This window comes from Massilia sp. H6, assembly GCF_024802625.1.
Classification (GTDB): Bacteria; Pseudomonadota; Gammaproteobacteria; order Burkholderiales; family Burkholderiaceae_D; genus Telluria.
In genome coordinates this window covers 2,679,807-2,703,190 of the sequence record NZ_CP103371.1, presented here as the reverse complement: position 1 = coordinate 2,703,190, position 23,384 = coordinate 2,679,807, and the positions used below count along the sequence as shown (strand labels likewise).

General features: G+C 63.8%; 22 protein-coding genes. 17 read left to right on the top strand and 5 right to left on the bottom strand.

The window, feature by feature from the left end; all coding sequences use genetic code 11:
* Positions 1–8 precede the first annotated feature (8 nt).
* From NRS07_RS12045 to map, 5 genes are all read right to left on the bottom strand, one after another.
* Positions 9–632 (bottom strand): LysE family translocator, encoded by a 624-nt coding sequence (locus NRS07_RS12045; RefSeq protein ID WP_259207178.1) that lies wholly within the window; start codon positions 630–632, stop codon positions 9–11.
* Between the two features lie 16 nt (positions 633–648).
* The gene (gene xth, locus NRS07_RS12040; RefSeq protein ID WP_259213209.1) at positions 649–1,452 is read right to left on the bottom strand and encodes an exodeoxyribonuclease III; all 804 of its coding nucleotides are present in this window, start codon (positions 1,450–1,452) and stop codon (positions 649–651) included.
* 96 nt (positions 1,453–1,548) lie between these two features.
* The gene (locus NRS07_RS12035; RefSeq protein ID WP_259207177.1) at positions 1,549–2,295 is read right to left on the bottom strand and encodes a pseudouridine synthase; all 747 of its coding nucleotides are present in this window, start codon (positions 2,293–2,295) and stop codon (positions 1,549–1,551) included.
* A gap of 56 nt (positions 2,296–2,351) precedes the next feature.
* Positions 2,352–4,934 (bottom strand): [protein-PII] uridylyltransferase, encoded by a 2,583-nt coding sequence (locus NRS07_RS12030; RefSeq protein ID WP_259207176.1) that lies wholly within the window; start codon positions 4,932–4,934, stop codon positions 2,352–2,354.
* Positions 4,935–4,945: 11 nt separating this feature from the next.
* The gene (gene map / locus NRS07_RS12025; protein WP_259207174.1) at positions 4,946–5,779 is read right to left on the bottom strand and encodes a type I methionyl aminopeptidase; all 834 of its coding nucleotides are present in this window, start codon (positions 5,777–5,779) and stop codon (positions 4,946–4,948) included.
* Positions 5,780–6,120: 341 nt separating this feature from the next.
* Here map and rpsB point away from each other — a divergent pair, with 341 nt between their 5' ends.
* The 17 genes from rpsB (at position 6,121) to NRS07_RS11940 (ending at position 23,044) form a co-directional block, all read left to right on the top strand.
* Positions 6,121–6,873 carry a 30S ribosomal protein S2 gene (gene rpsB / locus NRS07_RS12020; protein ID WP_259207172.1) on the top strand — a complete coding sequence of 251 codons (753 nt, stop codon included), beginning with the start codon at positions 6,121–6,123 and terminating at the stop codon, positions 6,871–6,873.
* A 153-nt stretch (positions 6,874–7,026) separates the two neighbouring features.
* The gene (gene tsf, locus NRS07_RS12015; protein ID WP_259207170.1) at positions 7,027–7,935 is read left to right on the top strand and encodes a translation elongation factor Ts; all 909 of its coding nucleotides are present in this window, start codon (positions 7,027–7,029) and stop codon (positions 7,933–7,935) included.
* 143 nt (positions 7,936–8,078) lie between these two features.
* The gene (gene pyrH / locus NRS07_RS12010; protein ID WP_259207168.1) at positions 8,079–8,795 is read left to right on the top strand and encodes a UMP kinase; all 717 of its coding nucleotides are present in this window, start codon (positions 8,079–8,081) and stop codon (positions 8,793–8,795) included.
* 48 nt (positions 8,796–8,843) lie between these two features.
* Positions 8,844–9,404: a ribosome recycling factor gene (frr, locus tag NRS07_RS12005; protein ID WP_259207167.1), complete on the top strand. Its 561-nt coding sequence runs from the start codon at positions 8,844–8,846 to the stop codon at positions 9,402–9,404.
* A gap of 127 nt (positions 9,405–9,531) precedes the next feature.
* The gene (gene uppS / locus NRS07_RS12000; protein WP_259207165.1) at positions 9,532–10,281 is read left to right on the top strand and encodes a polyprenyl diphosphate synthase; all 750 of its coding nucleotides are present in this window, start codon (positions 9,532–9,534) and stop codon (positions 10,279–10,281) included.
* A gap of 55 nt (positions 10,282–10,336) precedes the next feature.
* A complete protein-coding gene (locus tag NRS07_RS11995; protein WP_259207162.1) occupies positions 10,337–11,167 on the top strand; it encodes a phosphatidate cytidylyltransferase in 831 nt (276 codons plus the stop codon).
* 14 nt (positions 11,168–11,181) lie between these two features.
* Complete coding sequence (gene ispC, locus NRS07_RS11990; protein ID WP_259207160.1) at positions 11,182–12,357, top strand: 1-deoxy-D-xylulose-5-phosphate reductoisomerase; 1,176 nt, start codon at positions 11,182–11,184, stop codon at positions 12,355–12,357.
* 3 nt (positions 12,358–12,360) lie between these two features.
* Positions 12,361–13,701: an RIP metalloprotease RseP gene (gene rseP / locus NRS07_RS11985; protein WP_259207158.1), complete on the top strand. Its 1,341-nt coding sequence runs from the start codon at positions 12,361–12,363 to the stop codon at positions 13,699–13,701.
* 88 nt (positions 13,702–13,789) lie between these two features.
* Complete coding sequence (gene bamA / locus NRS07_RS11980) at positions 13,790–16,126, top strand: outer membrane protein assembly factor BamA (protein WP_259207156.1); 2,337 nt, start codon at positions 13,790–13,792, stop codon at positions 16,124–16,126.
* A gap of 34 nt (positions 16,127–16,160) precedes the next feature.
* Positions 16,161–16,685: an OmpH family outer membrane protein gene (locus NRS07_RS11975; RefSeq protein ID WP_373889826.1), complete on the top strand. Its 525-nt coding sequence runs from the start codon at positions 16,161–16,163 to the stop codon at positions 16,683–16,685.
* A gap of 49 nt (positions 16,686–16,734) precedes the next feature.
* Positions 16,735–17,808: a UDP-3-O-(3-hydroxymyristoyl)glucosamine N-acyltransferase gene (gene lpxD / locus NRS07_RS11970; RefSeq protein WP_259207152.1), complete on the top strand. Its 1,074-nt coding sequence runs from the start codon at positions 16,735–16,737 to the stop codon at positions 17,806–17,808.
* A complete protein-coding gene (gene fabZ / locus NRS07_RS11965; protein WP_259207150.1) occupies positions 17,805–18,323 on the top strand; it encodes a 3-hydroxyacyl-ACP dehydratase FabZ in 519 nt (172 codons plus the stop codon). The genes lpxD and fabZ overlap by 4 nt, the downstream gene beginning before the upstream one ends.
* Before the next feature lies 1 nt (position 18,324).
* Complete coding sequence (gene lpxA / locus NRS07_RS11960; protein WP_259207148.1) at positions 18,325–19,113, top strand: acyl-ACP--UDP-N-acetylglucosamine O-acyltransferase; 789 nt, start codon at positions 18,325–18,327, stop codon at positions 19,111–19,113.
* A 16-nt stretch (positions 19,114–19,129) separates the two neighbouring features.
* A complete protein-coding gene (gene lpxB / locus NRS07_RS11955) occupies positions 19,130–20,287 on the top strand; it encodes a lipid-A-disaccharide synthase (protein ID WP_259213196.1) in 1,158 nt (385 codons plus the stop codon).
* Positions 20,284–20,943 carry a ribonuclease HII gene (rnhB, locus tag NRS07_RS11950; protein WP_259207146.1) on the top strand — a complete coding sequence of 220 codons (660 nt, stop codon included), beginning with the start codon at positions 20,284–20,286 and terminating at the stop codon, positions 20,941–20,943. The genes lpxB and rnhB overlap by 4 nt, the downstream gene beginning before the upstream one ends.
* Positions 20,944–20,953: 10 nt before the next feature.
* Entirely contained in the window at positions 20,954–21,739 is a 786-nt protein-coding gene (locus tag NRS07_RS11945; RefSeq protein ID WP_259207141.1) for an RNA methyltransferase, read from the top strand.
* 108 nt (positions 21,740–21,847) lie between these two features.
* Positions 21,848–23,044, top strand: a complete 1,197-nt coding sequence (locus NRS07_RS11940) for an EAL domain-containing protein (RefSeq protein ID WP_259207139.1) — start codon at positions 21,848–21,850, stop codon at positions 23,042–23,044.
* Positions 23,045–23,384 lie beyond the last annotated feature (340 nt).

Sequence of the window (23,384 nt, the reverse complement as noted above, 5' to 3'; positions counted from 1 at the left end):
AGCGCAGGTCAGCGCGCTACGATCAGGCGCACCCCCAGGCCCACGAAGATCGCGCCCGCCAACCGATCGAGCCACATTCCCGCGCGCGGCGTGCGCTTGAGCCACTGCCCGATCGACCCCGAAAAATAACCGAGCAAGCCGAACAGCACCGCCGCCTGCAGCGTAAACGTCAGTCCCAGCCAGGCGATCTGCCAGCTCGCATCGCCGCGCGAAGCCACCACGAACTGCGGCAAAAAAGACAGGAAAAACAGCACGACTTTAGGATTGATGGCGTTGGCCAGCAGTCCCCTGAAGAACAGCTGGCGCGCCGTGTCATTGGGCACGCCCGCCGCGACCTGGGCGCCGCCGCGGCTGCGCAGCGCCTGGGCGCCGATCCAGACCAGGTACAGGCCACCGGCGATCTTCAGGGCCGTGAACGCCGTCGGCGAGGCCGCGATGATGGCGCTCACGCCAATCACGGCCAGCAAGGTATGGTTCAGGCAGCCCAGCGCGCAACCGAGACCGAAAGCCATGCCGCGCGCGCGGCCCTTGGCGACGCCAACTCCCAGCACCATCATGTTGTCCGGGCCGGGCGAGAGCGTGATCAGGATCGCGGCGGTCAGGAAGCCGAGGAATTGTTCGGGCGTGAGCATGGAGTCGAACTTTCGGCTAGTGCCCGCCCGGCGGCTGGAGCACGGCGTCCGGGTCCAGCTCGATCCAGGTCGGCGCGTGGTCGCTCGGTTTTTCCTTGGCGCGCTGGAAGCGGTCCACGCCGGCCGCGCGCAGCGCGGGCGCTACCGCAGGGCTCAGCAGCAGATGGTCGATGCGCAGCCCCGCGTCACGCCCGAAGGCATTGCGAAAGTAATCCCAGAACGTATAGATTGTCTGGTCCGGGTGCAGGCTGCGCAGCGCATCGAGCCAGCCCTGCGCCAGCAGGCGCTCGAAGGCAGCCCGCGTCTCGGGCCGGAACAGGGCGTCGGTGACCCAGCGTTCCGGCTTGTAGGCATCGAGATTGGTTGGTATCACATTGAAGTCGCCGCACATTACCACCGGCACGTTCGCCGCCATCAGTTCGGCGCCGCGCCCGATCAGGCGCTCCATCCAGGCCAGCTTGTAGTCGAACTTCGGCCCCGGCGCCGGATTCCCGTTCGGCAGGTACAGGCCGCAGAACAGAATGCCCTGGTAGGCCGCCTCGATATAGCGGCTTTGCTCGTCGAGAGGGTCGCCCGGCAGGCCACGCTGCAACTCTTGCGCCGGCCCTTCGCGGGTCAGGATGGCGACGCCATTCCAGCTTTTCTGGCCATGCCAGAGCGCGTGGTAGCCGGCGTCACGGATGGCTTGTTCGGGAAATTTCTCGTGTGGCGCCTTGAGCTCCTGCAGGCACAGCACATCGGGCTGGCGTTCTGCCAGGTATTCCAGCAGGGCGGGCAAGCGGGCCCCGATGCCATTGATGTTATAGGTGACGACCAGCATCGTGTCTCCGGGAAAGTCGGTAAGGTGTTGCGACTTTAACATGCAGGATCGGGCGCACGGCGATTCCTGGCCGGGCGCAGGCCCCGCAGCGCTGCCTTAAAACTGTTCTTCGGGCAGCAAATAGCGCCACTGGCCTACCGGCAGGTCGCCCAGTTTCACCTTGCCGATGCGCACGCGCTTCAAGCCCACCACTTTCAAGCCCACCATGTCGCACATGCGGCGGATCTGGCGCTTCTTGCCTTCTTTGAGCGTGAAGCTGAGCTGATCATCGTTCTGCCAGCGTACCTTGGCCGGCAGCAGCGGTTTGCCGTCCATCCACAGGCCGAAGCAGAGTTTTTTCAGGTCCGATTCGGGCAGCTTGCCCGGCTTGGTGTATTCGACCCGCACCAGGTATTCCTTCTCGACCGAGGTGGTTTCGCCGATCAGCTGCTTGGCGACGCGGCCATCCTGGGTCAGCACCAGCAGCCCGACCGAGTCGATGTCGAGGCGACCGGCCGGCACCAGGCTGCGCAGCTGGGTAGGGTGGAAGTTTTCCCTGGACGGGTCGTCCGGCCAGCGGTTTTCCGGCTTGATCAGGGCCACTGCCGGCGTGTAGCCGTCTTCGGCCTGGCCGCTGACGAAACCCATCGGCTTGTTGATCAGGATGGTCACGCGCTTGGACTGCTCGGCGGCGGCCTGGCGTTCGACGGTGATGCGCTGGGTCGGCAGCACCTTGCTGCCCAGCTCCGAGACGACCTGGCCGTCCACGCGCACCCAGCCGCGGGCGATCCATTCATCGGCTTCACGCCGCGAGCACAGGCCGAGTTCGGACATTCGTTTGGAAAGGCGGAGCGGTTCAGTCATCGGTCAACAGTAAAAAATAAGGGTAGAAAAGGCAGGACCAGGGTTAGCCTGGCGCGCTATATCTTGATTGCATCGAGCAGGTCGGTCTCGAGCTGCACCTGCACGCGTGGATTGGCCAGGGTAGGGCCGTCGACGAGAAACACGTCCTCGACGCGCTCGCCCAGGGTCAGGATCTTCGCGGTGTGCAAACTGATGCGGTAGCGCGCCAGCACGCTGGCGATCGCATACAGCAGGCCGGTGCGGTCGTTGGCGGCCACCGACAGCACGTAATACTGGCCGCGCTCGTCCGGACGCAGGTCGACCGCCGGCGTGATCGGGAAGGTGCGCGACAGACGCGACAGGCGCCCGCGACTGAACGGCGGCAGCGGGTCCTGCGACAGCAGCAGGGCGCACAGTTCGTGTTCGATCAGGCTGATGATGTCGCGGTAGCTGCCGGCGAAGTTTTCATCGGTCACCAAAAAGGTGTCGAGCGCATAACCGTGACGGGTGGTGTGGATCTTGGCGTCGAGGATGCTGAAGTTCTTGCGGTCGAAATAGCTGCAGATGCGCGCGAACAGGTCGGGCTGGTCCTTGATATAGACCGCCACCTGCAGGCCTTCGCCGATCGGGGCCAGCCGCGCCCGGACCACCGGGCGTTCGCTGTTGACTTTATCGACCAGGGCGCGCGTCTGCCAGGCGATGTCGGAGGCGTCGTGGCGCAGGAAATAGGCGACGTCGAGCTGCTCCCACAGCGCTTCGTGGGCGCGGGCGTCCAGGCCGAACAGGCGCAGCGTGGCCTGCGCTTCTTTCTGGCGCACCCGCAGTTCGCGGTCGGCGCTGTGCGGCTCGCCGCCCAGCACCCGCAGCGTGGTCTTGTACAGGTCTTCGAGCAGCTTGGCCTTCCAGGCATTCCAGACCTTGGGGCTGGTGCCACGGATGTCGGCCACGGTGAGCAGGTAGAGCGCGCTCAGGTGGCGCTCGTCCTTCACCTGGGCGGCAAAAGCGCAAATCACGTCCGGATCGGACAGGTCCTGCTTCTGGGCCACGGTCGACATGGTCAGGTGCTGGCGCACCAGGAACACCACCAGTTCGGTGTCTTTCTCGGACATGCCGTGGCCGCGGCAAAAGTCGGCGGCGTCCTGCGTCCCGAGTTCGGAGTGGTCGCCGCCACGGCCCTTGGCGATGTCGTGGAACAGGGCCGCCACATACAGCAGCCAGCGGTCGTGGAAATTGGCGATCAGCTGGCTGCAGAACGGGTATTCGTGGGCGTGCTCGGGCATGGTAAAGCGGCGCAGGTTACGCACCACCATCAAGATGTGCTGGTCGACCGTGTAGACGTGGAACAGGTCGTGCTGCATCTGGCCGATGATGCTGCGAAAGGCCGGCAGGTAGCGGCCCAGCACGCCCATGTCGTTCATGCGCCGCAGCGCGTGTACCAACCCGCTCGGCGCCTGCAGGATGCGCAGGAACTGCGCCTTGTTGAACGGGTCGGCGCGGTAGGCGTCGTCGATGCAGTTGCGGGCGTGCCAGAGCGCGCGAATGGTGCGCGCGGTCATGCCCTTGAGGTGGGGGCGCTCGGTCATGGCCACGAAGATCCCCAGCACCGCCGGCGGATGGCGCTCGAATATATTGCCTGCCGCGATGTCGATGAAGCCATTGACTTCATTGAAATAGGCATTGAGCGGCGCGGCCGAGCACGGACGCGGAAACAGCTGGGCTTCGATGTTCTGCAGCAGGATCGTATTGAGCTGGGTGACCGTCTTGGCGGCCCAGTAGTAGCGCTGCATCAGCAATTCGCTGGCGCGCCGGCCGTCCGCGTCGTCGAGCCCGAAGGTCTTGGCGATCGGCGTCTGCACGTCGAACACCAGGCGGTCTTCGCGGCGGTTGGTCTGCAGGTGCAGGCGCACGCGAATATCCTTGAAGGCGTATTCCTTTTCCATCAGCTGGCGCGCCTCGGTGCGCGTGATGAATTTACCGCGCGCCAGCTGGCTCCAGGATTCGGCCAGGCGCGCGGCCTTGGCCACCCACATGATCACCTGCAGGTCGCGCAGCGCGCCCGGGCTTTCCTTGACATTGGGTTCGAGCGCGAACGCGGTGTACTCGTACTTGGCGTGGCGTAGCCGCATCTCGGCGGTCTTGGCCCGGAAAAAGGCTTGCGGGTCCATCGCCTCGCGGTAGCGGCACTGCAGGTCGGCGAACAGCGGCGCGTCGCCGATCACCAGGCGTGCTTCGAGCAGGCTGGTTTGCACCGTGATGTCGGCCTTTGATTCGACCAGGCATTCGTCGACGGTACGGATGCTGTGGCCGATTTCCAGGCCCAGGTCCCAGAGCAGCTGCACCAACGCCTCCAGCCTGGCCTGGGTGATGGCGTCGGCCGGCTGTCCGAGCAGTACCAGAAGGTCGACGTCGGAATAGGGGAACAGCTCGCCGCGGCCATAGCCGCCGACGCCCACCAGGGCGGTGTTGGCGGGCAGGCCGGCGGCGCGCCAGGCCTCGGACAGCACGCCGTCGACGCAGGTGCGCAGGCCGCGCAGCAGCTTCTCGGGCTTGCCGTCGTGGTGGAAGGCGTCGATCAGGAGCTGGCGCCTGGCCCGCAGCTCGGTCTTGAGGCGCAGGCGCAGCGCGTCGCGCGAGCTCTCGAGAAGCGCCGACTGGCCCATGGCGTGAAAACTCAGGCCGCGACCGCTGCGCTCGATTCCAGCAGCGGCAGCACGATGGCCGGCGGAGGAGGGGTGCCGGCCGACTGGGTCAGGATCTCGAAGCCGGTCTCGGTCACCAGCACGGTATGCTCCCACTGCGCCGACAGGCTGCGGTCCTTGGTCTTGATGGTCCAGCCGTCCGGCATTTCCTTGATCTCGCGGCGACCCGCATTGATCATCGGCTCGATGGTGAAGATCATGCCGGCCTCGAGCTTTTCGAGCGTGCCCGGACGGCCGTAATGCAGCACCTGCGGTTCTTCGTGGAAGACGCGGCCGATGCCATGGCCGCAGAATTCGCGCACCACGCTGTAGCCGTTCTTTTCGGCATGCTGCTGGATCGCATGGCCGATGTCGCCCAGATGGGCGCCCGGCCGGACCTTGGCGATGCCCAGCCACATGCACTCATACGTGACTTCGGCCAGCCGGCGCGCCAGGATCGACGGCTCGCCGACCAGGAACATGCGGCTGTTATCGCCGTGGAAGCCATCCTTGATGACGGTGACGTCGATGTTGACCGCGTCGCCGCTCTTGAGCACCTTGTCGCCCGGGATGCCGTGGCAGATGACGTCGTTGACCGAAGTGCAGACCGCCTTCGGGTAGGGCGTATAGCCCGGTGGTGCGTAGTTCAGCGGCGCCGGCGTGCTGCCCTGCACATTGCTCATGTACTCGTGGCACAGGCGGTCGAGTTCGCCGGTAGTCACCCCGGGCTTGACGAAGGGCGTGATGTAATCGAGCACTTCGGCGCCAAGGCGTCCAGCCAGGCGCATGCCTTCGATTTCGTCGGGGGTCTTGATGGAAATGGACATAATGGCTGTCGTAGGGATCAGGTAGGCAAAAAAGTAGGCAAGGCACGTCTGTGCAAGATCGCACCATTATAAGGGATGTTGACGTGCATCGTGGCCTGGCGGGATTGCTTGCCTGGCAAGCGGATCGGCGCGATGGTGCCGCGAGCCCATGGCTTCTTCCTGGCTGATTGCTACGCCGGACTTGATATGAAAACCAAATCCAGCTAGAATCTTGGGTTGCTCGTATTCGCATCGAGCAATGTTGCAAAAAATAAACTTTTTAAATGAAATCGCGAGTGTGGCCGACAAAGGGTGCCTGAACGGTGACCGGCCACATTCAAGACTTAACCCTGGAGAAATTCATGTCCGTTACTATGCGCGAAATGCTGGAAGCCGGTATTCACTTCGGTCACCAGACCCGTTTCTGGAACCCAAAGATGGCACCGTTCATCTTCGGTCATCGCAACAAGATCCACATCATCAACCTGGAAAAGACCATGGCGATGTACCAGGATGCGATGAAGACCATCAAGCAGATCTCGGCCAACCGCGGCACCATCCTGATGGTCGGCACCAAGCGCCAGGCGCGCGACATCATCGCTGCTGAAGCCCAGCGCGCCGGTGTGCCTTACGTCGACCAGCGCTGGCTCGGCGGCATGCTGACCAACTTCAAGACCATCAAGACCTCGATCAAGCGCCTGAAGGAAATGGAAGCCCAGATCGAAGACGGTTCGGTTGAGAAGCTGTCGAAGAAAGAAGCGCTGATGTTCGAGCGCGAAATGGTCAAGCTGCAAAAGTCGATCGGCGGCATCAAGGACCTGGGCGGCGTGCCTGACGCGATCTTCGTCGTCGACGTCGGCTACCACAAGGGCACCATCACCGAAGCCGGCAAGCTGGGCATCCCGGTCATCGGCATCGTCGATACCAACCACTCGCCAGAAGGCGTGACCCACGTGATCCCGGGTAACGATGACTCGTCGAAAGCCATCACCCTGTACGCACGCGGCGTGGCCGATGCGATCCTGGAAGGCCGTGCCAACGCCACCAACGAAGTTGCCGAGATGGTCAAGGCAGCCGGCGGCGACGAGTTCGTCGAAGTGTCCGAGCAGGCATAATTGAGCGGCAGGCCAGTCCTGCCGTGAGATGCAAGGGGGCGCCGGGCCGCGGCACGAGCCCCCCTTTTTTTAAGTACAAGATTCAGCAATCAAACATCGTGTGGCTGTCCCCTGGACGTCCGCACTGTCTACATCAAATTAGGAGAAAACAACATGGCAGCAATTACTGCAGCGATGGTGGGTGAACTGCGCGCGAAAACCGACGCGCCAATGATGGAGTGCAAGAAGGCACTGACCGAGGCCGATGGCGACATGGGTCGTGCGGAAGAAATCCTGCGCGTCAAGCTGGGCGGCAAGGCATCGAAGGCAGCCGCGCGCGTGACCGCCGAAGGCGTGGTCGCTACTTATATCTCCGGCAATGTCGGCGCGCTGGTCGAAGTCAACAGCGAGACCGACTTCGTTGCCAAGAACGACGAATTCCTGGCCATGGTCAACCTGGCAGCCCGCCTGGTCGCCGAGCAGAATCCGGCTGACGTCGCTGCGCTGTCGGCGATCGCGCACGAAGGCAAGACCTTCGACGACGTGCGTACGGCACTGATCGGTAAAATCGGCGAGAATATGACCGTTCGCCGTTTCCAGCGTTTCGAAACCACCGGCAAGCTGGCGTCCTACCTGCACGGTACCCGCATCGGCGTGATGGTCGAGTTCGAAGGCGCGGACGACCAGGTCGGCAAAGACGTGGCCATGCACATCGCCGCCATGAAGCCAGTGTCGCTGTCGGCTGACCAGGTGCCTGCCGAAATGATCGAGAAAGAGCGTTCGGTTGCTCAGCTCAAAGCCCAGGAAGACGCCGACAAGGCGGTCGCCGAAGGCAAGCAGCCGCAATCGGCCGAGATCCTGGCCAAGCGTATCGACGGTTCGGTGCAGAAGTACCTGAAAGAAGTTTCGCTGCTGAACCAGACCTTCGTCAAGAACGACAAGCAGTCGGTCGAGCAGATGCTCAAGGCCGCCGGCGCCACCGTCAAGTCGTTCACGATGTACGTGGTCGGCGAAGGCATCGAGAAGAAGGTAGACGACTTCGCAGCAGAGGTCGCAGCACAGATGGCTGCCAACAAGCAGTAATCGACAGCGGGCCGTAAGGCCCGTTTTTGCAGGGTGAGTGCTTTGCGCGCGCCACCCGGCATCCATCTGTCACACACAGATGAGGCCGCAGAACAGCGCCGGTCAGACCCGAATACGAACACCAACATAGGAGCCGCTTCATCATGACCAAACCAGCCTACCAACGAGTCCTTCTCAAACTGTCTGGCGAAGCGCTGATGGGGGACGACCAGTTCGGCATCAACCGTGCAACCATCGACCGCATGGTGGCCGACGTGGCCGAAGTGGCAAAGGCGGGCGTCGAAGTGGCGGTCGTGATTGGCGGCGGCAATATCTTCCGCGGGGTAGCCCCGGGCGCCCAGGGCATGGACCGCGCCACCGCCGACTACATGGGCATGCTGGCGACGGTCATGAACGCGCTGGCACTGGCCGACGCGATGCGTCATGTGGGCATTACCGCACGCGTGATGTCGGCCATCGCCATCGAGCAGGTGGTCGAGCCCTACGTGCGCCCGAAAGCCCTGCAATACCTCGAAGAAGGCAAGGTGGTTGTCTTCGCGGCGGGCACCGGCAACCCGTTCTTCACCACCGATACCGCGGCCGCGCTGCGTGGCGCCGAGATTTCGGCCGAGATCGTCCTCAAGGCAACCAAGGTCGACGGCGTCTATAGCGCCGACCCGAACAAGGACCCGAGCGCCACCCGCTACGAATCGATTACCTTCGACGAAGCAATTTCCAAGCACCTGCAGGTGATGGATGCCACCGCATTCGCACTGTGCCGCGACCAGAAGCTGCCGATCAAGGTGTTTTCGATCACCAAGCCGGGCGCGCTGATGCGTGTCATCATGGGCGAAGACGAAGGTACACTGGTACACGTTTGAGTTTGAATGTAGTTGAACCTTTTGAATCAAGAAAAACAGGAGAGCAGCATGTCCTTAGCTGATGTGAAGAAAAACGCCCAGGAGCGCATGGCCAAGTCCATCGAGACCCTGCGTGCCAACCTGGCCAAGGTCCGTACCGGCCGCGCCCATGCCGGCATCCTCGACTCCGTGATGGTCGATTACTACGGTTCGCCAACCCAGATCTCGCAGGTGGCCAACCTGACCCTGATCGACGCCCGTACCATCGGCGTGCAGCCGTTCGAAAAGAAAATGGCAGCCGCCATCGAACGCGCGATCCGCGATTCCGACCTGGGCCTGAACCCATCGTCGCAGGGCGAGATGATCCGCGTGCCGACCCCGGCGCTGACCGAAGAGCGCCGCAAGGAAATGGTCAAGCTGACCAAGAACGAAGGCGAAGATGCCAAGATCGCCGTGCGTAACATTCGCCGCGACGCTAACGAAGCTGCAAAGAAAATGGTCAAGGACAAGACCGCGTCGGAAGACGACGAGCGCCGCTCGTCCGACGAGATCCAGAAGCTGACCGACAAGTTTGTTGCCGAGATCGACAAGCTGCTGGCCGACAAAGAAAAAGACATCATGACCGTGTAATACCTGGCGCGCGAGCGCCAAGGCGGACCGGCCCCGGCGCATAGCCGCGGCCGGTCCGAGTCCCTTTCAAGACCGGCTTGCGCGGCCCTGCTCGTTCCAGCCGCCGCCAACCCTGCTGGATGCACCAATGTTCAAGAGTTCGACCACAGCCGTACCCGAAGCGCTCGCCGTGCCGCGCCATATCGCCATCATCATGGACGGCAACGGCCGCTGGGCAACCAAACGCCTGCTGCCGCGCGTGGCCGGCCACGTCAAGGGCGTGGAGGCGGTGCGCGGGGTCGTCGAAGCCTGCGTCGAACGGGGCGTCGAATACCTGACCCTGTTTGCGTTCTCGTCGGAAAACTGGCGCCGCCCGGCAGAAGAAGTCTCGCTGCTGATGCGCCTGTTCGTCACCGCGCTCGAACGCGAAGTGTCGAAAATGCATGCCAACAACATCCGATTGAAGGTCGTGGGCGACCTGAGCCGCTTCGATGCGAAGCTGCAGGACATGATCGCCGCGGCCGAACGCCGCACCGCCAACAACAGCCGCCTGACAGTGAGCGTGTGCGCCAATTACGGCGGCCGCTGGGACATCATGCAGGCCACCGGCAAGATGGTCGCGGCCAATCCGGGCGTGCTGGAATACACCGAAGAGATGCTGGCGCCGCACCTGGCGATGGCCTACGCACCCGAACCCGACCTGTTCATCCGCACCGGGGGCGAAGAGCGTATCTCCAACTTCCTGCTGTGGCAGCTGGCCTATTCGGAGCTGTATTTCACCCAAACCTTCTGGCCCGATTTCACCAAGGCCTCGCTCAACGAAGCGATCGGCTCGTTCCAGCACCGCGAACGCCGTTTCGGCCAGACCGGCGACCAGGTTGCCAAAACGGGCAAATAGCAGCACCTGGCGCATCGAGCAACTCCACCAGCAAGTCAACGGATACCACCCACCCATGCTCAAAACCCGGATTCTCACCGCGCTCGTGCTGCTGGCAGTTCTGCTGCCGATCCTGTACTTCAACCATTTTCTGGCGTTCGCGGTGGTGGTCTCGTGCTTCTTCGGCGCGGCGATCTGGGAGTGCTTCCGGCTGTTCAATCCGGGAACCAGGATGGCGCCGGTCATCGCGGCCTTCTGGACGGCGGCGTTTGTCTATGCCTTCTTTGTCTCGCCGAGCACGAATACCACCTTCTGGTTCGCCATCAGCGTGCTGGTCTGGGCACTGCGTTTTGCACCCTCGCTCAAGCTCGGCCTGCCGCCACTGACCAGTGCCGGCAATACCTTCCTGAGCCTGGCCTACGCGATCGCGGTGGTCGGCTGCTTTGCCGCGATCGTCACGCTGTTCTCGTATTCGCCGCTGTACCTGTTGTCGGTCATGGCCATCGTCTGGGTCGCCGATATCTTTGCCTATTTTTCCGGCAAGGCCTTCGGCAAGCGCAAGCTGGCTCCGTCGATTTCGCCAGGCAAATCATGGGAAGGCGCGATCGGCGGAGGCATCGCGGTGCTGGTGATCGCCTGCTTGAGCATCGTGCTCGGCAGCGATCTGATGGAACAAACCTTCGCCGGGCGCGTGCAGGCCAGCCTCGGCTGGGGTGCGCTGGTCGCGGTACTGATCCTCATTGTCGCCGCCAGCGTGGTTGGCGACCTGTTCGAATCCCAGCTCAAGCGCCGCGCCGGCATGAAGGACAGCAGCAATCTGCTGCCCGGCCACGGCGGCGTGCTCGACCGTGTCGACGCGCTTGTGCCGGTTCTGCCACTGGCGGCCCTGATCGGCGCCTGGCTCTAGTAAGGAAGCACATCATGCAGCGCATTACCATCCTGGGCGCCACCGGCTCGATCGGCGCCTCGACCCTCGACGTGCTGGCCCGCCACCCCGGCCAGTACAGCGTATACGCGCTCACCGCCCATGGCCGCGTTGAAGAACTCGCCGACGCCTGCCGCCGCTTCAAGCCGGCACGCGCCGTGGTCGGCACGGCCGATGCCGCGCAGCGCCTGGCGCAGCTGCTAGGCGGCCTGCCGACCGTGGTCGAATACGGCGAACAGGCGCTGTGCGACGTCGCTTCGTGCGACGAGGTCGACACTGTGATGGCCGCCATCGTCGGCGCCGCTGGCCTGGCCCCGGCGCTCGCCGCCGCGCGCGCCGGCAAGAAAATCCTGCTGGCCAACAAGGAAGCCCTGGTGATGTCGGGCCAGCTGTTCATGGACGCGGTGCGCGAGCACCGCGCTACGCTGCTGCCGATCGACAGCGAGCACAATGCGATCTTCCAGTCGCTGCCTTCGCATTTCTCGCGCGATCCGCAGGCTGCAGGCGTGGCCAAGATCCTGCTTACCGCCTCGGGCGGTCCCTTCCTGAACCGCGCCGTCGACACGCTCGAAGCGGTCACCCCCGACGAAGCCTGCAAGCACCCGAACTGGGTCATGGGTCGCAAGATATCGGTCGATTCGGCCACCATGATGAACAAGGGCCTGGAAGTGATCGAGGCGCACTGGCTGTTCGGCGCGGCAGCAAGCATGATCGAAGTAGTGATCCACCCGCAAAGCGTGATCCACTCGATGGTGTCGTATATCGACGGCTCGGTTCTGGCCCAGCTGGGCAATCCTGACATGCGTACCCCGATTGCGCACGCGCTGGCCTTCCCGCAGCGTATTGCCTCAGGCGTGGCGCAGCTCGACCTGACCCAGATGGCCGCGCTGCAGTTCTACCAGCCCGATTTCGAGCGCTTTCCCTGTCTGGCGCTGGCGTTCGCCGCGCTGCGTGCGGGCGGCACCGCGCCAGCGCTGCTCAATGCGGCCAACGAGGTGGCGGTGCAGGCCTTCCTCGACCGCGAGATCGGCTTTCGCGACATCGACCGCGTGATCGCGCGCGTGATGGACGAGGTGCCGCACGGCCCGGCGCCTTCGATCGAGGCAGTACTGGCGCAGGACGCGCGTGCGCGCGACGCCGCGCGCGCGTGTATCGCGCAATTGCGAGGATAAACCATGGGCATGATCTATACGGTGCTGGCCTTCGTGCTGGCGCTTGGCCCGCTGATCGTCTTGCACGAACTGGGTCACTACGCGGTGGCGCGCATGTGCAACGTGAAGGTGTTGCGCTTTTCGGTCGGCATGGGCCGCGTGGTGTGGTCGCGCCGCTTCGGTCCCGACCAGACGGAGTGGGCCATTTCGGCTTTGCCGCTGGGCGGCTATGTCAAGATGCTCGACAGCCGCGACCCGGAGACGGCGCCGAAAGACGAGTCGGAAATGCACCGTGAATTCACGCGCCAGAGCGTGTGGCGCCGCATCGCCATCGTGGCCGCCGGGCCGCTCGCCAATTTTCTGGTCGCGATCATCCTGATGACTGCGCTGTTCATGCACGGCGTCGAAGAGCCGTCGGCGCGCCTGCGCGCGGTGGCGCAAGGCACGGTGGCCCAGCAGGCCGGCGTGCGCGGCGGCGACACCGTGGTCGCGGTCAACGGCAGTCCGGTCGCCTCGTGGAGCGAGCTGCGCTGGCAGATGGTGCATGCCACCGTCGACAAGCGCGACGCCCGTCTGGAGCTGCGCGCCCAGGACGGCGGCAGCTATCAGGCGCTGATCCCCGCAGAGAGCTTCGCCCAGCTCGACGTCGAAGGCGACGTCATGAAGGCGCTCGGGCTGGACCTGTGGCGCGCGCGCGCGCGCATTGAAAAAGTCATGCCGGGTGGGGCAGGGGAGCGCGCCGGCCTGCTCGCGGGCGACCAAGTGGTGCGTGCAGACGGCAAGCCGGTCGACGACGGCCTGGCCTTCACCGAACTGATGCGCGCTTCGGCCGCGCGCGCCGTGCTGCTCGAGGTCGAGCGCGGCGGGCGCATCGTGCCGGTCACGGTCACGCCCGAGCGTGACGCCGCCAGCGGGCGCGGTGTGGCCAAGGTGCTGCTGTCGCAGCCGGTGGAAATGGTGACCGTCAGTTCCGGCCCCATCGACGCCGTCGTCAAGGGCGCCCAGCGCACCTGGGAAACCAGCACGATGACCGTGAAGATGATCGGGCGGATGATTACGGGCGAGGCATCGTGGAAGAATGTCACCGGTCCGATCACGATTGCCGACTATGCCGGACAGACCGCGCGGGTCGGCCTGGCCACGTATTTGCAGTTCATTGCGTTTATTAGTATTAGCTTAGGCGTAATGAATTTGTTACCAATTCCGGTTCTGGATGGTGGCCATTTACTGTATTATTCGCTGGAAGTTTTGACCGGGCGTCCCCTGCCTGCGCGAGTGGGAGAATTCGCACAACGCTTCGGGATAGGCCTGCTGTTCATGCTGATGGCGCTCGCCGTCTTCAATGACCTGGTGCGGTTGCTCTAGGCCTTGTCCTGGCAGCAGACCTGTAGTACACCACGCGCCGGCATTTACAATCGCAATGTTGTCCAATGACTGACCACAGAATTAGCCAATGAATTCACAATCTGATCGTTTCGTCCTGCCGTTCATCCGCCGCAGCATGATTGGCGCAGCCGTATTGGCTCTCTGCGCCGGCAATGCACTCGCCGTCAACCCGTTCGTGGTGAAAGACATCCGGGTCGAGGGTATCCAGCGTACGGAAGCGGGCACCGTGTTCAGCTACCTGCCGGTGCGCGTGGGCGAGACCTTCGACGACGACAAGGCAAGCACCGCCATCAAGGCGCTGTACGCGACCGGCTTCTTCAAGGACATCCGCCTGGAAGAAGAAAACGGCGTGCTGGTGGTGCTGGTCGAAGAGCGCCCGGCCATCTCGTCGGTGGACTTCACCGGCACCAAGGAATTCGAAAAAGACATGCTGGTCAAGGCGCTGCGCGAAATTGGCGTGGGCGAGACCAAGATCTTCGACAAGGCATCGGTCGACCGCGCCGAACAGGAACTCAAGCGCCAGTACCTGTCGCATGGCCTGTACGGGGTGAAGATCACCACCACCGTCACGCCGATCGAGCGCAACCGCGTGACGATCATGTTCAATGTCGACGAAGGCGACGTCGCCAAGATCAAGGGCATTACCTTCGTCGGCAACAAGGCCTTCTCGGACAAGCAGCTGACCGAATTGCTGCAGCTGTCGAAGTCGGGCTGGTTTACCTGGTACTCCAAGGCCGACCAGTATTCCAAGCAAAAGCTGACCGGCGACCTGGAAAACATCAAGTCCTGGTACCTCAATCATGGCTACCTCGAGGCCAATGTCGAATCGACCCAGGTCTCGATCACTCCCGACAAGCGCGACATCTACCTGACCATCAATGTCACCGAAGGCGAGAAATACACCGTCTCGAGCGTCAAGCTCGAAGGTGAGATGTTCGGCCGCGAAGAAGAACTCAGGCAGCTGATCCTGCTGCAGCCTGGCAAGACCTATTCGGGCGACGCGCAGGAAGCGACCATCAAGCTGATCTCCGACCGTCTCGGTACCTTCGGCTACGCCTTCGCCAATGTCACCGGCAACCCGGAACTCAATCGCGACAAACGCGAAGTGGCGTTCACCTTCTTTGTCGATCCTGGCAAGCGCGCCTATGTGCGCCACATGAACATCTCGGGCAATACCGTCACCCGCGACGAAGTGATCCGGCGCGAATTCCGCCAGTTCGAAAGCTCGTGGTACGACGCCAACCGCGTCAAGCTTTCGCGCGACCGCGTCGACCGCCTCGGCTACTTCAAGGAGGTCAAGATCGAGACGCCGGAGTCGCCAGGCACCTCCGACCAGGTTGACGTGAACATGGTGGTCGAAGAAAAACCGACCGGTAACTTCATGATCGGTGGCGCTTTCTCGCAGTCGGAGAAGTTCACCTTCACCGCCTCGATTTCGCAGGCGAACTTCGCCGGCAGCGGCAACACGATCGGCCTGGAACTCAATACCAGCAAGTACAACCGCACGATCGCGTTCTCGCAGACCAACCCGTATTTCACGGATGACGGCATCTCGCGCGCCTTCCAGCTCTACCTGCGTACCTCGCGTCCGCCGGCGCTCAATCTTGGCCTGTACACCGTGCGCCAGACCGGCGGTACCATGACCTTCGGCGTGCCGTTCTCGGAATCCGACACCGTCTACTTCGGCGCCGGCCTGGAACGCACCCAGATCGAGACCGACCAGACCTCGCCGCAGATCTACCAGACCTTCGTGGCGCAAAACGGTGGCCCGGCCAGCGGTATCGGCAAGGCCGTGACCAATGCCATCCCGCTGACCGCGGCGTGGGGGCGCGACACCCGCGACAGCGCGGTTACGCCAAGCCGCGGACGCTTCCAGCGCGCCAACTTCGAGATCGACGCCCTGGGCGATTCGAAATACTTCCGTATGGTGTACGAGCACCAGTACTGGCGCCCCGTCACCCGCTGGATGACGCTCGCGCTGCGCGGCGAATTCGACTACGGCAAGGGTTTCAGCGGCAGTAACTACCCGGTCTTCAAGAACTTCTACGCCGGTGGCATCGGCTCGGTGCGTGGCTACGAAAGCTCGTCGCTGGGCGTGGTCGACCCGTTCTACTACGATGCGGTGGGCGGCTCCAAGCGCCTGATCGTGAACGCCGAACTGCAGTTCCCGTTCCCGGGCAGCGGCAAGGACCGCAGCCTGCGCTGGTTCACCTTCGTCGACGGCGGCCAGGTTTGGCAAGAGCAGTCGAAGATCCGCCTCGACCAGATGCGCTACTCGGCAGGTATTGGCCTGTCCTGGATTTCGCCGGTTGGCCCGCTCAAGTTGAGTTATGCTAAGCCCCTTAACGCGTTGACGGGCGACCGTCTCGAGCGTTTCCAGTTCCAGATGGGTACCGGCTTCTGACCGGCGGCCATCGGCTTCAACCGATTTGCGGAGAATGATCTTGAAAACGCTGATAGCCTCCTTGCCCCGTACACTGCTGCTCGCCGCGCTGTGCGCGGCGCCGCTGGTGGCTGCCCATGCCCAGGCCCAGACGGGCAAGATCGGCTACGTGGCCACCGAGCGGCTCATGACCGAGTCGAAGATGGCCAAGACTGCCGATGCCCGCATTCAGTCCGAGTTCTCGAAGCGCCAGAAGGCGGTCGAGGAAACGGTCACCAGGCTCAAGCAGCTGTCGGAAAAATTCGACGGCGAAGCGGCCAGCCTGAACGACGTCGACCGCACCCGCCGCGCGCGCGAGCTGCTGAACATGGAAAAAGACGTGCAGCGCATGCAGCGCGAATTTACCGAAGACCTCATGCAGCGCAAGAACGAAGAGCGCGCTGCGATCGCCAGCAAGGCTTTCCGGATCATCGAGCAGGTCGCCGAGGCCGAGCGCCTCGATGCCGTGCTGGCCGAGGCCGCGTGGTCGAGCCCGCGCATCGACATCACCGACAAGATCCTGAAGCTGCTCGACAAGTAACAGGCAAGCGCGCGGGCACTCTGGCGCGCACGCAAGGACAGGTACCACATTGACCGACATCCGACATTCCAACACGGGCATTCGACTAGCTGACCTGATCGAACGCTTCGGCGGGCAACTGGTGGGCGACCCCGGCCTCGAGGTGACGGCCATTGCGCCGCTCGATAGTGCCGGCGCTGGCCAGATCAGCTTTTTGAGCAACAGCAAGCTGCGCGCACTGGCCGCGCAAAGCGGCGCGGCGGCGCTGATCCTGTCGCCGCTGGACGACCCAAGCGTGGCCGCGACCTACGAGGGCGCGCGCATCGTCACCACCAACCCGTACGCCTACTTCGCGCGCACCGCGCAGTATTTCGAATCGCTGGCCAGCACCGCGCCCAGCCCCGGCATCCACCCGAGTGCCGCGGTGTCGCCCGAGGCCATGGTCGACCCGAGCGCGCACGTCGGTCCGCACGTCACCATCGAGGCTGGCGCCGTCATTGGCGCGCACGCGGTGATCGGCGCCGGGTGCTTCGTCGGGGCCGAGGCGCGCATCGGCGCCGGCACCCGGCTGTTCGCCAATGTGACCTTCCATGCGCGCTGCGCGATCGGCGCGCGCGGCATTATCCATTCGGGCGCCGTGATCGGTACCGATGGCTTTGGCTTCGCGGTCGAGGCCGGGGTGTACATCAAGATCCCGCAGACCGGGCGCGTGGTGATCGGCGACGACGTCGATATCGGCGCCAATACCACGATCGACCGCGGCGCGCTGGCCGATACCGTCATCGAAGACGGCGTCAAGTTGGACAATCAGATCCAGATCGGCCACAACTGCCGCATCGGCGCCCACACCGCCATGGCCGGCTGCGTCGGCGTGGCGGGCAGCGCAACCATCGGCAGGCACTGCACCTTTGGCGGCGCCGCGATGGTGCTGGGCCACCTCGAGATCGCCGACAACGTCCATATCTCGTCGGGCAGCATGGTGTCGCGTTCGGTACTCGAGCCGGGTCAGTACACCGGCTTCTACCCGCTGGCCAAGAATGCCGAATGGGAGCGCAGCGCGGCCATCGTGCGCAACCTCGGTTCGATGCGGGAAAAAATCCGCACCCTCGAAAAAACCATTAAAACTCTGACAGAACAACAATGAGCAACCCAGAATCCAAGACTCCCGTGACCACGCTCGATATCAACGCAATCAAGGAGTACCTGCCGCACCGCTATCCGATGCTGCTGGTCGACCGCGTGCTGGACGTGGAGCTGGGCAAGCGCATCACCGCCATCAAGAACGTCACCGCCAACGAAGAATTCTTCAACGGCCACTTCCCGCACAAGCCGGTGATGCCGGGCGTCTTGATGATCGAAGCGATGGCGCAGACCGCCGCGATCCTGTCCTTCATGACCATGGACGTCAAGCCGGACGAAAACTCGGTGGTGTATTTCGTGGGCATCGACAACGCACGCTTCAAGCGCCCGGTCGAACCGGGCGACCAGCTGAAAATGGAAGTCGAGATCCTGCGCGTGTCGCGCGGCATCTGGAAGTACAAGGCGGTGGCCAGCGTGGACGGCAAGGTCGCAGTGGAGGGTGAGCTGATGTGCACCATCCGCGGCGCCGCCGAGGCCACCATGAAGGGTCCGGAGGCTGCAACTCCAGCGGGGCAGTAACATGAGCAAGATTCACCCGAGCGCGATCGTCGACCCCGCAGCGGAGCTGGACAGCTCGGTCGAGGTCGGCCCGTTTTCGATCATCGGCCCGCACGTGCGCATTGGTGCCGGTACGGTAGTGGGGCCGCATGTGGTCATCGAAGGCCACACGACGATCGGCAAGGATAACCGCTTCTTCCAGTTTTGCTCGATCGGCGCTGCGCCGCAAGACAAGAAGTGGAAGGGCGAGCCGACCCGCCTTGAAATCGGCGACGGCAATACCATCCGCGAGTTCGTCACCTTCAACCTGGGTACTGCGCAGGACGAAGGCGTCACGCGCCTGGGCGACGACAACTGGATCTCGGCCTACGTGCACCTGGCGCACGACTGCCAGGTCGGCAGCCATACGATCTTCTCGAACAATGCCCAGCTCGCGGGCCACGTTCACGTGGGCGACCACGCCATCTTGTCGGGCTACGCCGGCGTGCACCAGTTCTGCAAGATCGGCGCGCATGCCTTTGTCGGCATGTACACCAGCCTGACCCAGGACGTGCCGCCGTTCGTGCTGGTCTCGGGCAACCCGGCGGGCCAGCGCGGGGTGAACATCGAAGGCCTGAAACGGCGCGGCTTCGCGCGCGAGCAGATCGACGGCATCCGCACGGCCTACAAGCTGCTGTACCGCTCCGGCCTGACGCTCGAACAAGCCAAGGCTGCGCTGCTCGAGCAGGAAACCCTGCTTCCGGCCGCCGCCGCGGACATCCGCGCACTGCGCGAATTCCTCGGGACTGCCACCCGTGGCATCGTCCGCTGAGGTGCCGGCCAGGCACATGACGCCAAGCGAGGTGTCGCTGGCGCTGGTTGCCGGCGAAGTGTCTGGCGACATGCTGGCGGCGCGCCTGATGGCCGGCCTGCGCCCGCATTTGCCGGGCGCGCACTTTCATGGCATCGGCGGGCCGTGCATGCTCGAACAGGGACTGGTGTCCGATGTTCCGATGGACACGCTGACCGTGCGCGGGCTGTTCGAGGTCATTCCGCGCTACCGCGAAATCAAGGGCATCCAGAACCGGCTGCGCGACCGCTTGCTGCTGGAACCCCCGGCCGCCTTCATTGGCGCCGACTACCCGGGCTTCAACCTCGGACTGGAAGAGCAGTTGCGCGCGCAAGGCATCCCGACCATCCATTTCGTCAGCCCGCAGATCTGGGCGTGGCGCGGCGGACGCATCAAGCAGATCAAGCGCGCGGTCTCGCACATGCTGGTGATCTTTCCGTTCGAGGAAGCGATCTACCGCGCCGCTGGCGTTCCGGTGACCTATATCGGCCACCCGCTGGCCGAAATGATTCCGCTGGCACCCGACGTCGCGGCGGCGCGCGCGGCGCTCGGGCTGTCCGCGGATGCGCGCGTGGTCACTCTCATGCCGGGCAGCCGCATGGGCGAACTGAAATACCTGGCCGAGCCGTTCGTGGCGGCGGCCAAATTGCTGGCGGCGCGCGACCCGAATCTGGTGTTCATCGCGCCGATGGCCGGCGAGCGCCAGCGTGCCAGCTTTAGCGCGATCGTCAACGCGGCCGGGCTGGGCGACGTTCCGGTGAAACTGGTGGACGGGCAGTCGCATGCCTGCATCGCCGCCGCCGACGCGGTGCTGGTGGCCTCCGGTACGGCCACGCTGGAAGTGGCGCTGTTCAAGAAGCCGATGGTGATCGCCTACAAGGTGATGCGGGCATCGTGGGAAATCATGCGGCACATGGGTTACCAGCCGTGGATCGGGCTGCCGAATATCCTGGCGCGCGAGTTCGTGGTTCCGGAGTATCTTCAGCATGCGGCAACCCCGCTGGCGCTGGCCGACGCGATCTGGCGCCAGCTGGACGACCCAACCGGACGCGAGCAGCTGGCGCGCCGGTTCCTGGAAATGCACCATGGCCTGCTGCGCGACAGCGCGCAGGCGAGCGCGGAGGCAGTGCTTCGCGTGATCGGAAGACAGAAATGAAGACAGCAGCAAGAAAGAGCAGGGTGAACGTGTACCCGGGCCTGCCGCCCCGCCTTCGGCCGTTTACCGACCTGGACATCGTTTGCGGCGTGGACGAAGCCGGCCGCGGCCCTCTGGCCGGGCCGGTGTTCGCCGCCGCCGTCATCCTCGATCCGAAGCGTCCGATCGAAGGCCTGCGCGACTCCAAGAAGCTCTCCAAGGCGCGGCGCGACGAACTGGCGCCGCTGATCAAGCAGCAGGCGCTGGCCTGGGCCATCGCCGAATGCTCGTGCGAGGAGATCGACACCCTCAACATCCTGCACGCGACCATGCTGGCGATGCGGCGCGCGGTGGAAGCGCTGCAGATGCTGCCGACCTTCGCCCTGATCGATGGCAACCGCTGTCCGCCGATGGATGTACGCGCCCATGCCGTGATCGAAGGCGACGACAAGGTGCATGCCATCTCGGCGGCCTCGATCCTGGCCAAGACCGCGCGCGACGCCCTGCTGGTGCAGCTGCACGCACAGTATCCGCAGTATTGCTTCGACCAGCACAAGGGATATGGAACTAGCCTGCACCTCGAGCGCCTGCGCCTGCACGGGCCGTCGCCGGTGCACCGCCGCAGCTTTGCACCCGTGCGCGAGCTGCTGCAGCGCGACCTGTTTGCCACCGCATGAGCGCTAACCGATGAAAAGCATCACATCACGCGACAACGCGTTCTACAAAGAGCTCAAGGCGCTGGGCACCAGTTCGCAAGCGCGGCGCAAGGCTGGCCGCAGTCTGCTCGACGGCGTACACCTGTGCCAGAGCTGGCTCGAACTGCGCGGCGCGCCCGAACACTGCGTGGTGTCTGAGGCCGCGCTGGCCAATCCGGAAGTTGCCGCCATCATTCGGCAGGTCGACATGCTCGATGCGCATGTCACCGCGCTGCCAGAGGCGCTGTTCGGTGCCATCAGCCAGGTCGAGAACGGCGTGCACATCCTGTTCGTGATCGAGTCGCCGGTGCCGTCGACCGCGCCAGCACTGACCGGATCGGCGGTGCTGCTCGATGGTGTGCAAGATCCCGGCAATGTCGGTTCGATCCTGCGCAGCGCGGCGGCGAGCGGTATCCGGCAGGTGTACTGCAGCCCCGGCACCGCATTTTGCTGGTCGCCCAAGGTGCTGCGCGCGGCGATGGGTGCCCATTTCGTGCTCGATATCTTCGAGAACGTCGCGCTGGCACAGCTGGTGCGCGACGCCTCGGTCCCGGTGCTGGCCACCAGCGGCTATGCGAGCGAACGCCTGTATGCGCTCGACCTGCGCCATCCGGTCGCATGGGTCCTTGGGCACGAAGGGCAGGGTGTGTCGGACGAGTTGCTGAACCTCGCCACGCATCGGGTGGCGGTGCCGCACGCGGGCAAGGTCGAGTCCCTGAATGTCGCGGCTTGCGCCGCGGTGTGTTTTTTCGAGCAGCTGCGCCAGATGCAGGCTTAGTCAGGCCTACATGGACATAGACGCCGGCTCGGCCTTCGGGTTACTCTGGCAGCATGGCAAGTCGCGCAGCACCGTGGCAGTAACCTTGAGCAGCACAGTGGAGTAGAGATGGACATCGCGCATTTGCATTTCCTGGTGGCGGAAGCCGATCCAGCCCAGCGCAGGACGCTGGTGGAGCTGCTCGGCCAGCTCGGCGCCAGCCGCGTGACCGACGTACCGGACGGGCAGCTTGCGCTGCAGCGCCTGGACGCGAGCCTGGCGCCGCAGGTTAACATCGCGATCGTCGACCTGGCGCTGCCCGGCATGGATGGCCTGGAACTGATCCGCAACGTCGGTGCGATGGGCGGTGGAGTACGCGTGATCGTTACCGGTGCCCAGCCTTCGAGCCTGCTGTTCTCGGTCGAGACGCTGGCCCAGGCCTATGGTGTCGACCTGCTCGGATCGGTCGCCAAGCCGGTGACCGCCGCCAAGCTCAAGCCGCTGCTCGAGAATTACACCCCGCTGGTGCGGGCGGCAGAACGGCCGGCCGGACCGCGCTTTAGCTTCCAGGAGATCGGCATCGGCCTGCAACAGCGCCAGTTCGAGCCTTTCTTCCAGCCGAAGATCGAACTGGCCACGGGGCAGGTAAAGGGCCTGGAAGCGTTCGCGCGCTGGCGCCATCCCGAGCACGGCGTGCTCGGCCCCGGCTCGTTCATCGACGCGCTGGTGCAGAACAACCGGGTCGATTTCCTCGACTGGAGCATGATCGAGATGGCGGCGGAGCAGTGCCGCGGATTCCAGGATCAGGACACGCCGATTTCGATATCGATCAACCTTGCCCCCGAGACGCTGGCCAATCCATCGTTCGTGCGCCAGATCACTGCCTGCATCGGCCGCCACCGCATCGAACCCGAACTTTTGACCTTCGAAATGCCTGAATCGTCGGTGCTCAATACCGACCCGCATTTCATCGAACGCCTGGTGCGCCTGCGCATGATGGGCTTCGGCCTGGCCATCGACGACTATGGAACCGGGCGCTCGAACCTGCAACTGTTGGCGCGCATTCCGTTCACCGAACTGAAGATCGACCGCAGCTTCGTCGACGGCGCCTCCAAGCGCCGCCCGCTGGGCACCGTGCTGCGCACCTGCCTCAGCCTGGCGCACAGCCTCGACCGCAGGTCGGTCGCGGTCGGCGTCGAAACCCGCCAGGACTGGGATTTCCTGCAAAACCTCGGCTGCACCTATGCCCAGGGCTACCACATCGCCAACCCCATGGAAGCCGCCGCCTTCCCCGGCTGGCTCGAAGACTGGCGCCACTTCTTCTAACCCCGGGGTCAGAGTTGCATTTCCAGGAAACTTTCTAAAATTTCCTGCTATTCGACTCCGACCCTAATTGCTCAGATTATCTTGCCTCGAAAATCAATTGGGGTCAGAGTCGAATTGTTTGGCAACTCCTGAAACTTTCCAGGTAATTCGACTCTGACCCTAATTATTGTTTGCTGGCGTTGCTGCGATCGAGGCGCATTCTTGTGTACATCGAAATCGATGGAGAAACCAAGCTGCTGCGCTGCTCGAAAAATCCCTGTTCGAAACGCGAATGACGTAGGGTCAGAGTTGAATTATCGGGAAACTTTCTAACGTTTCCTGTAATTCGACTCTGACCCTA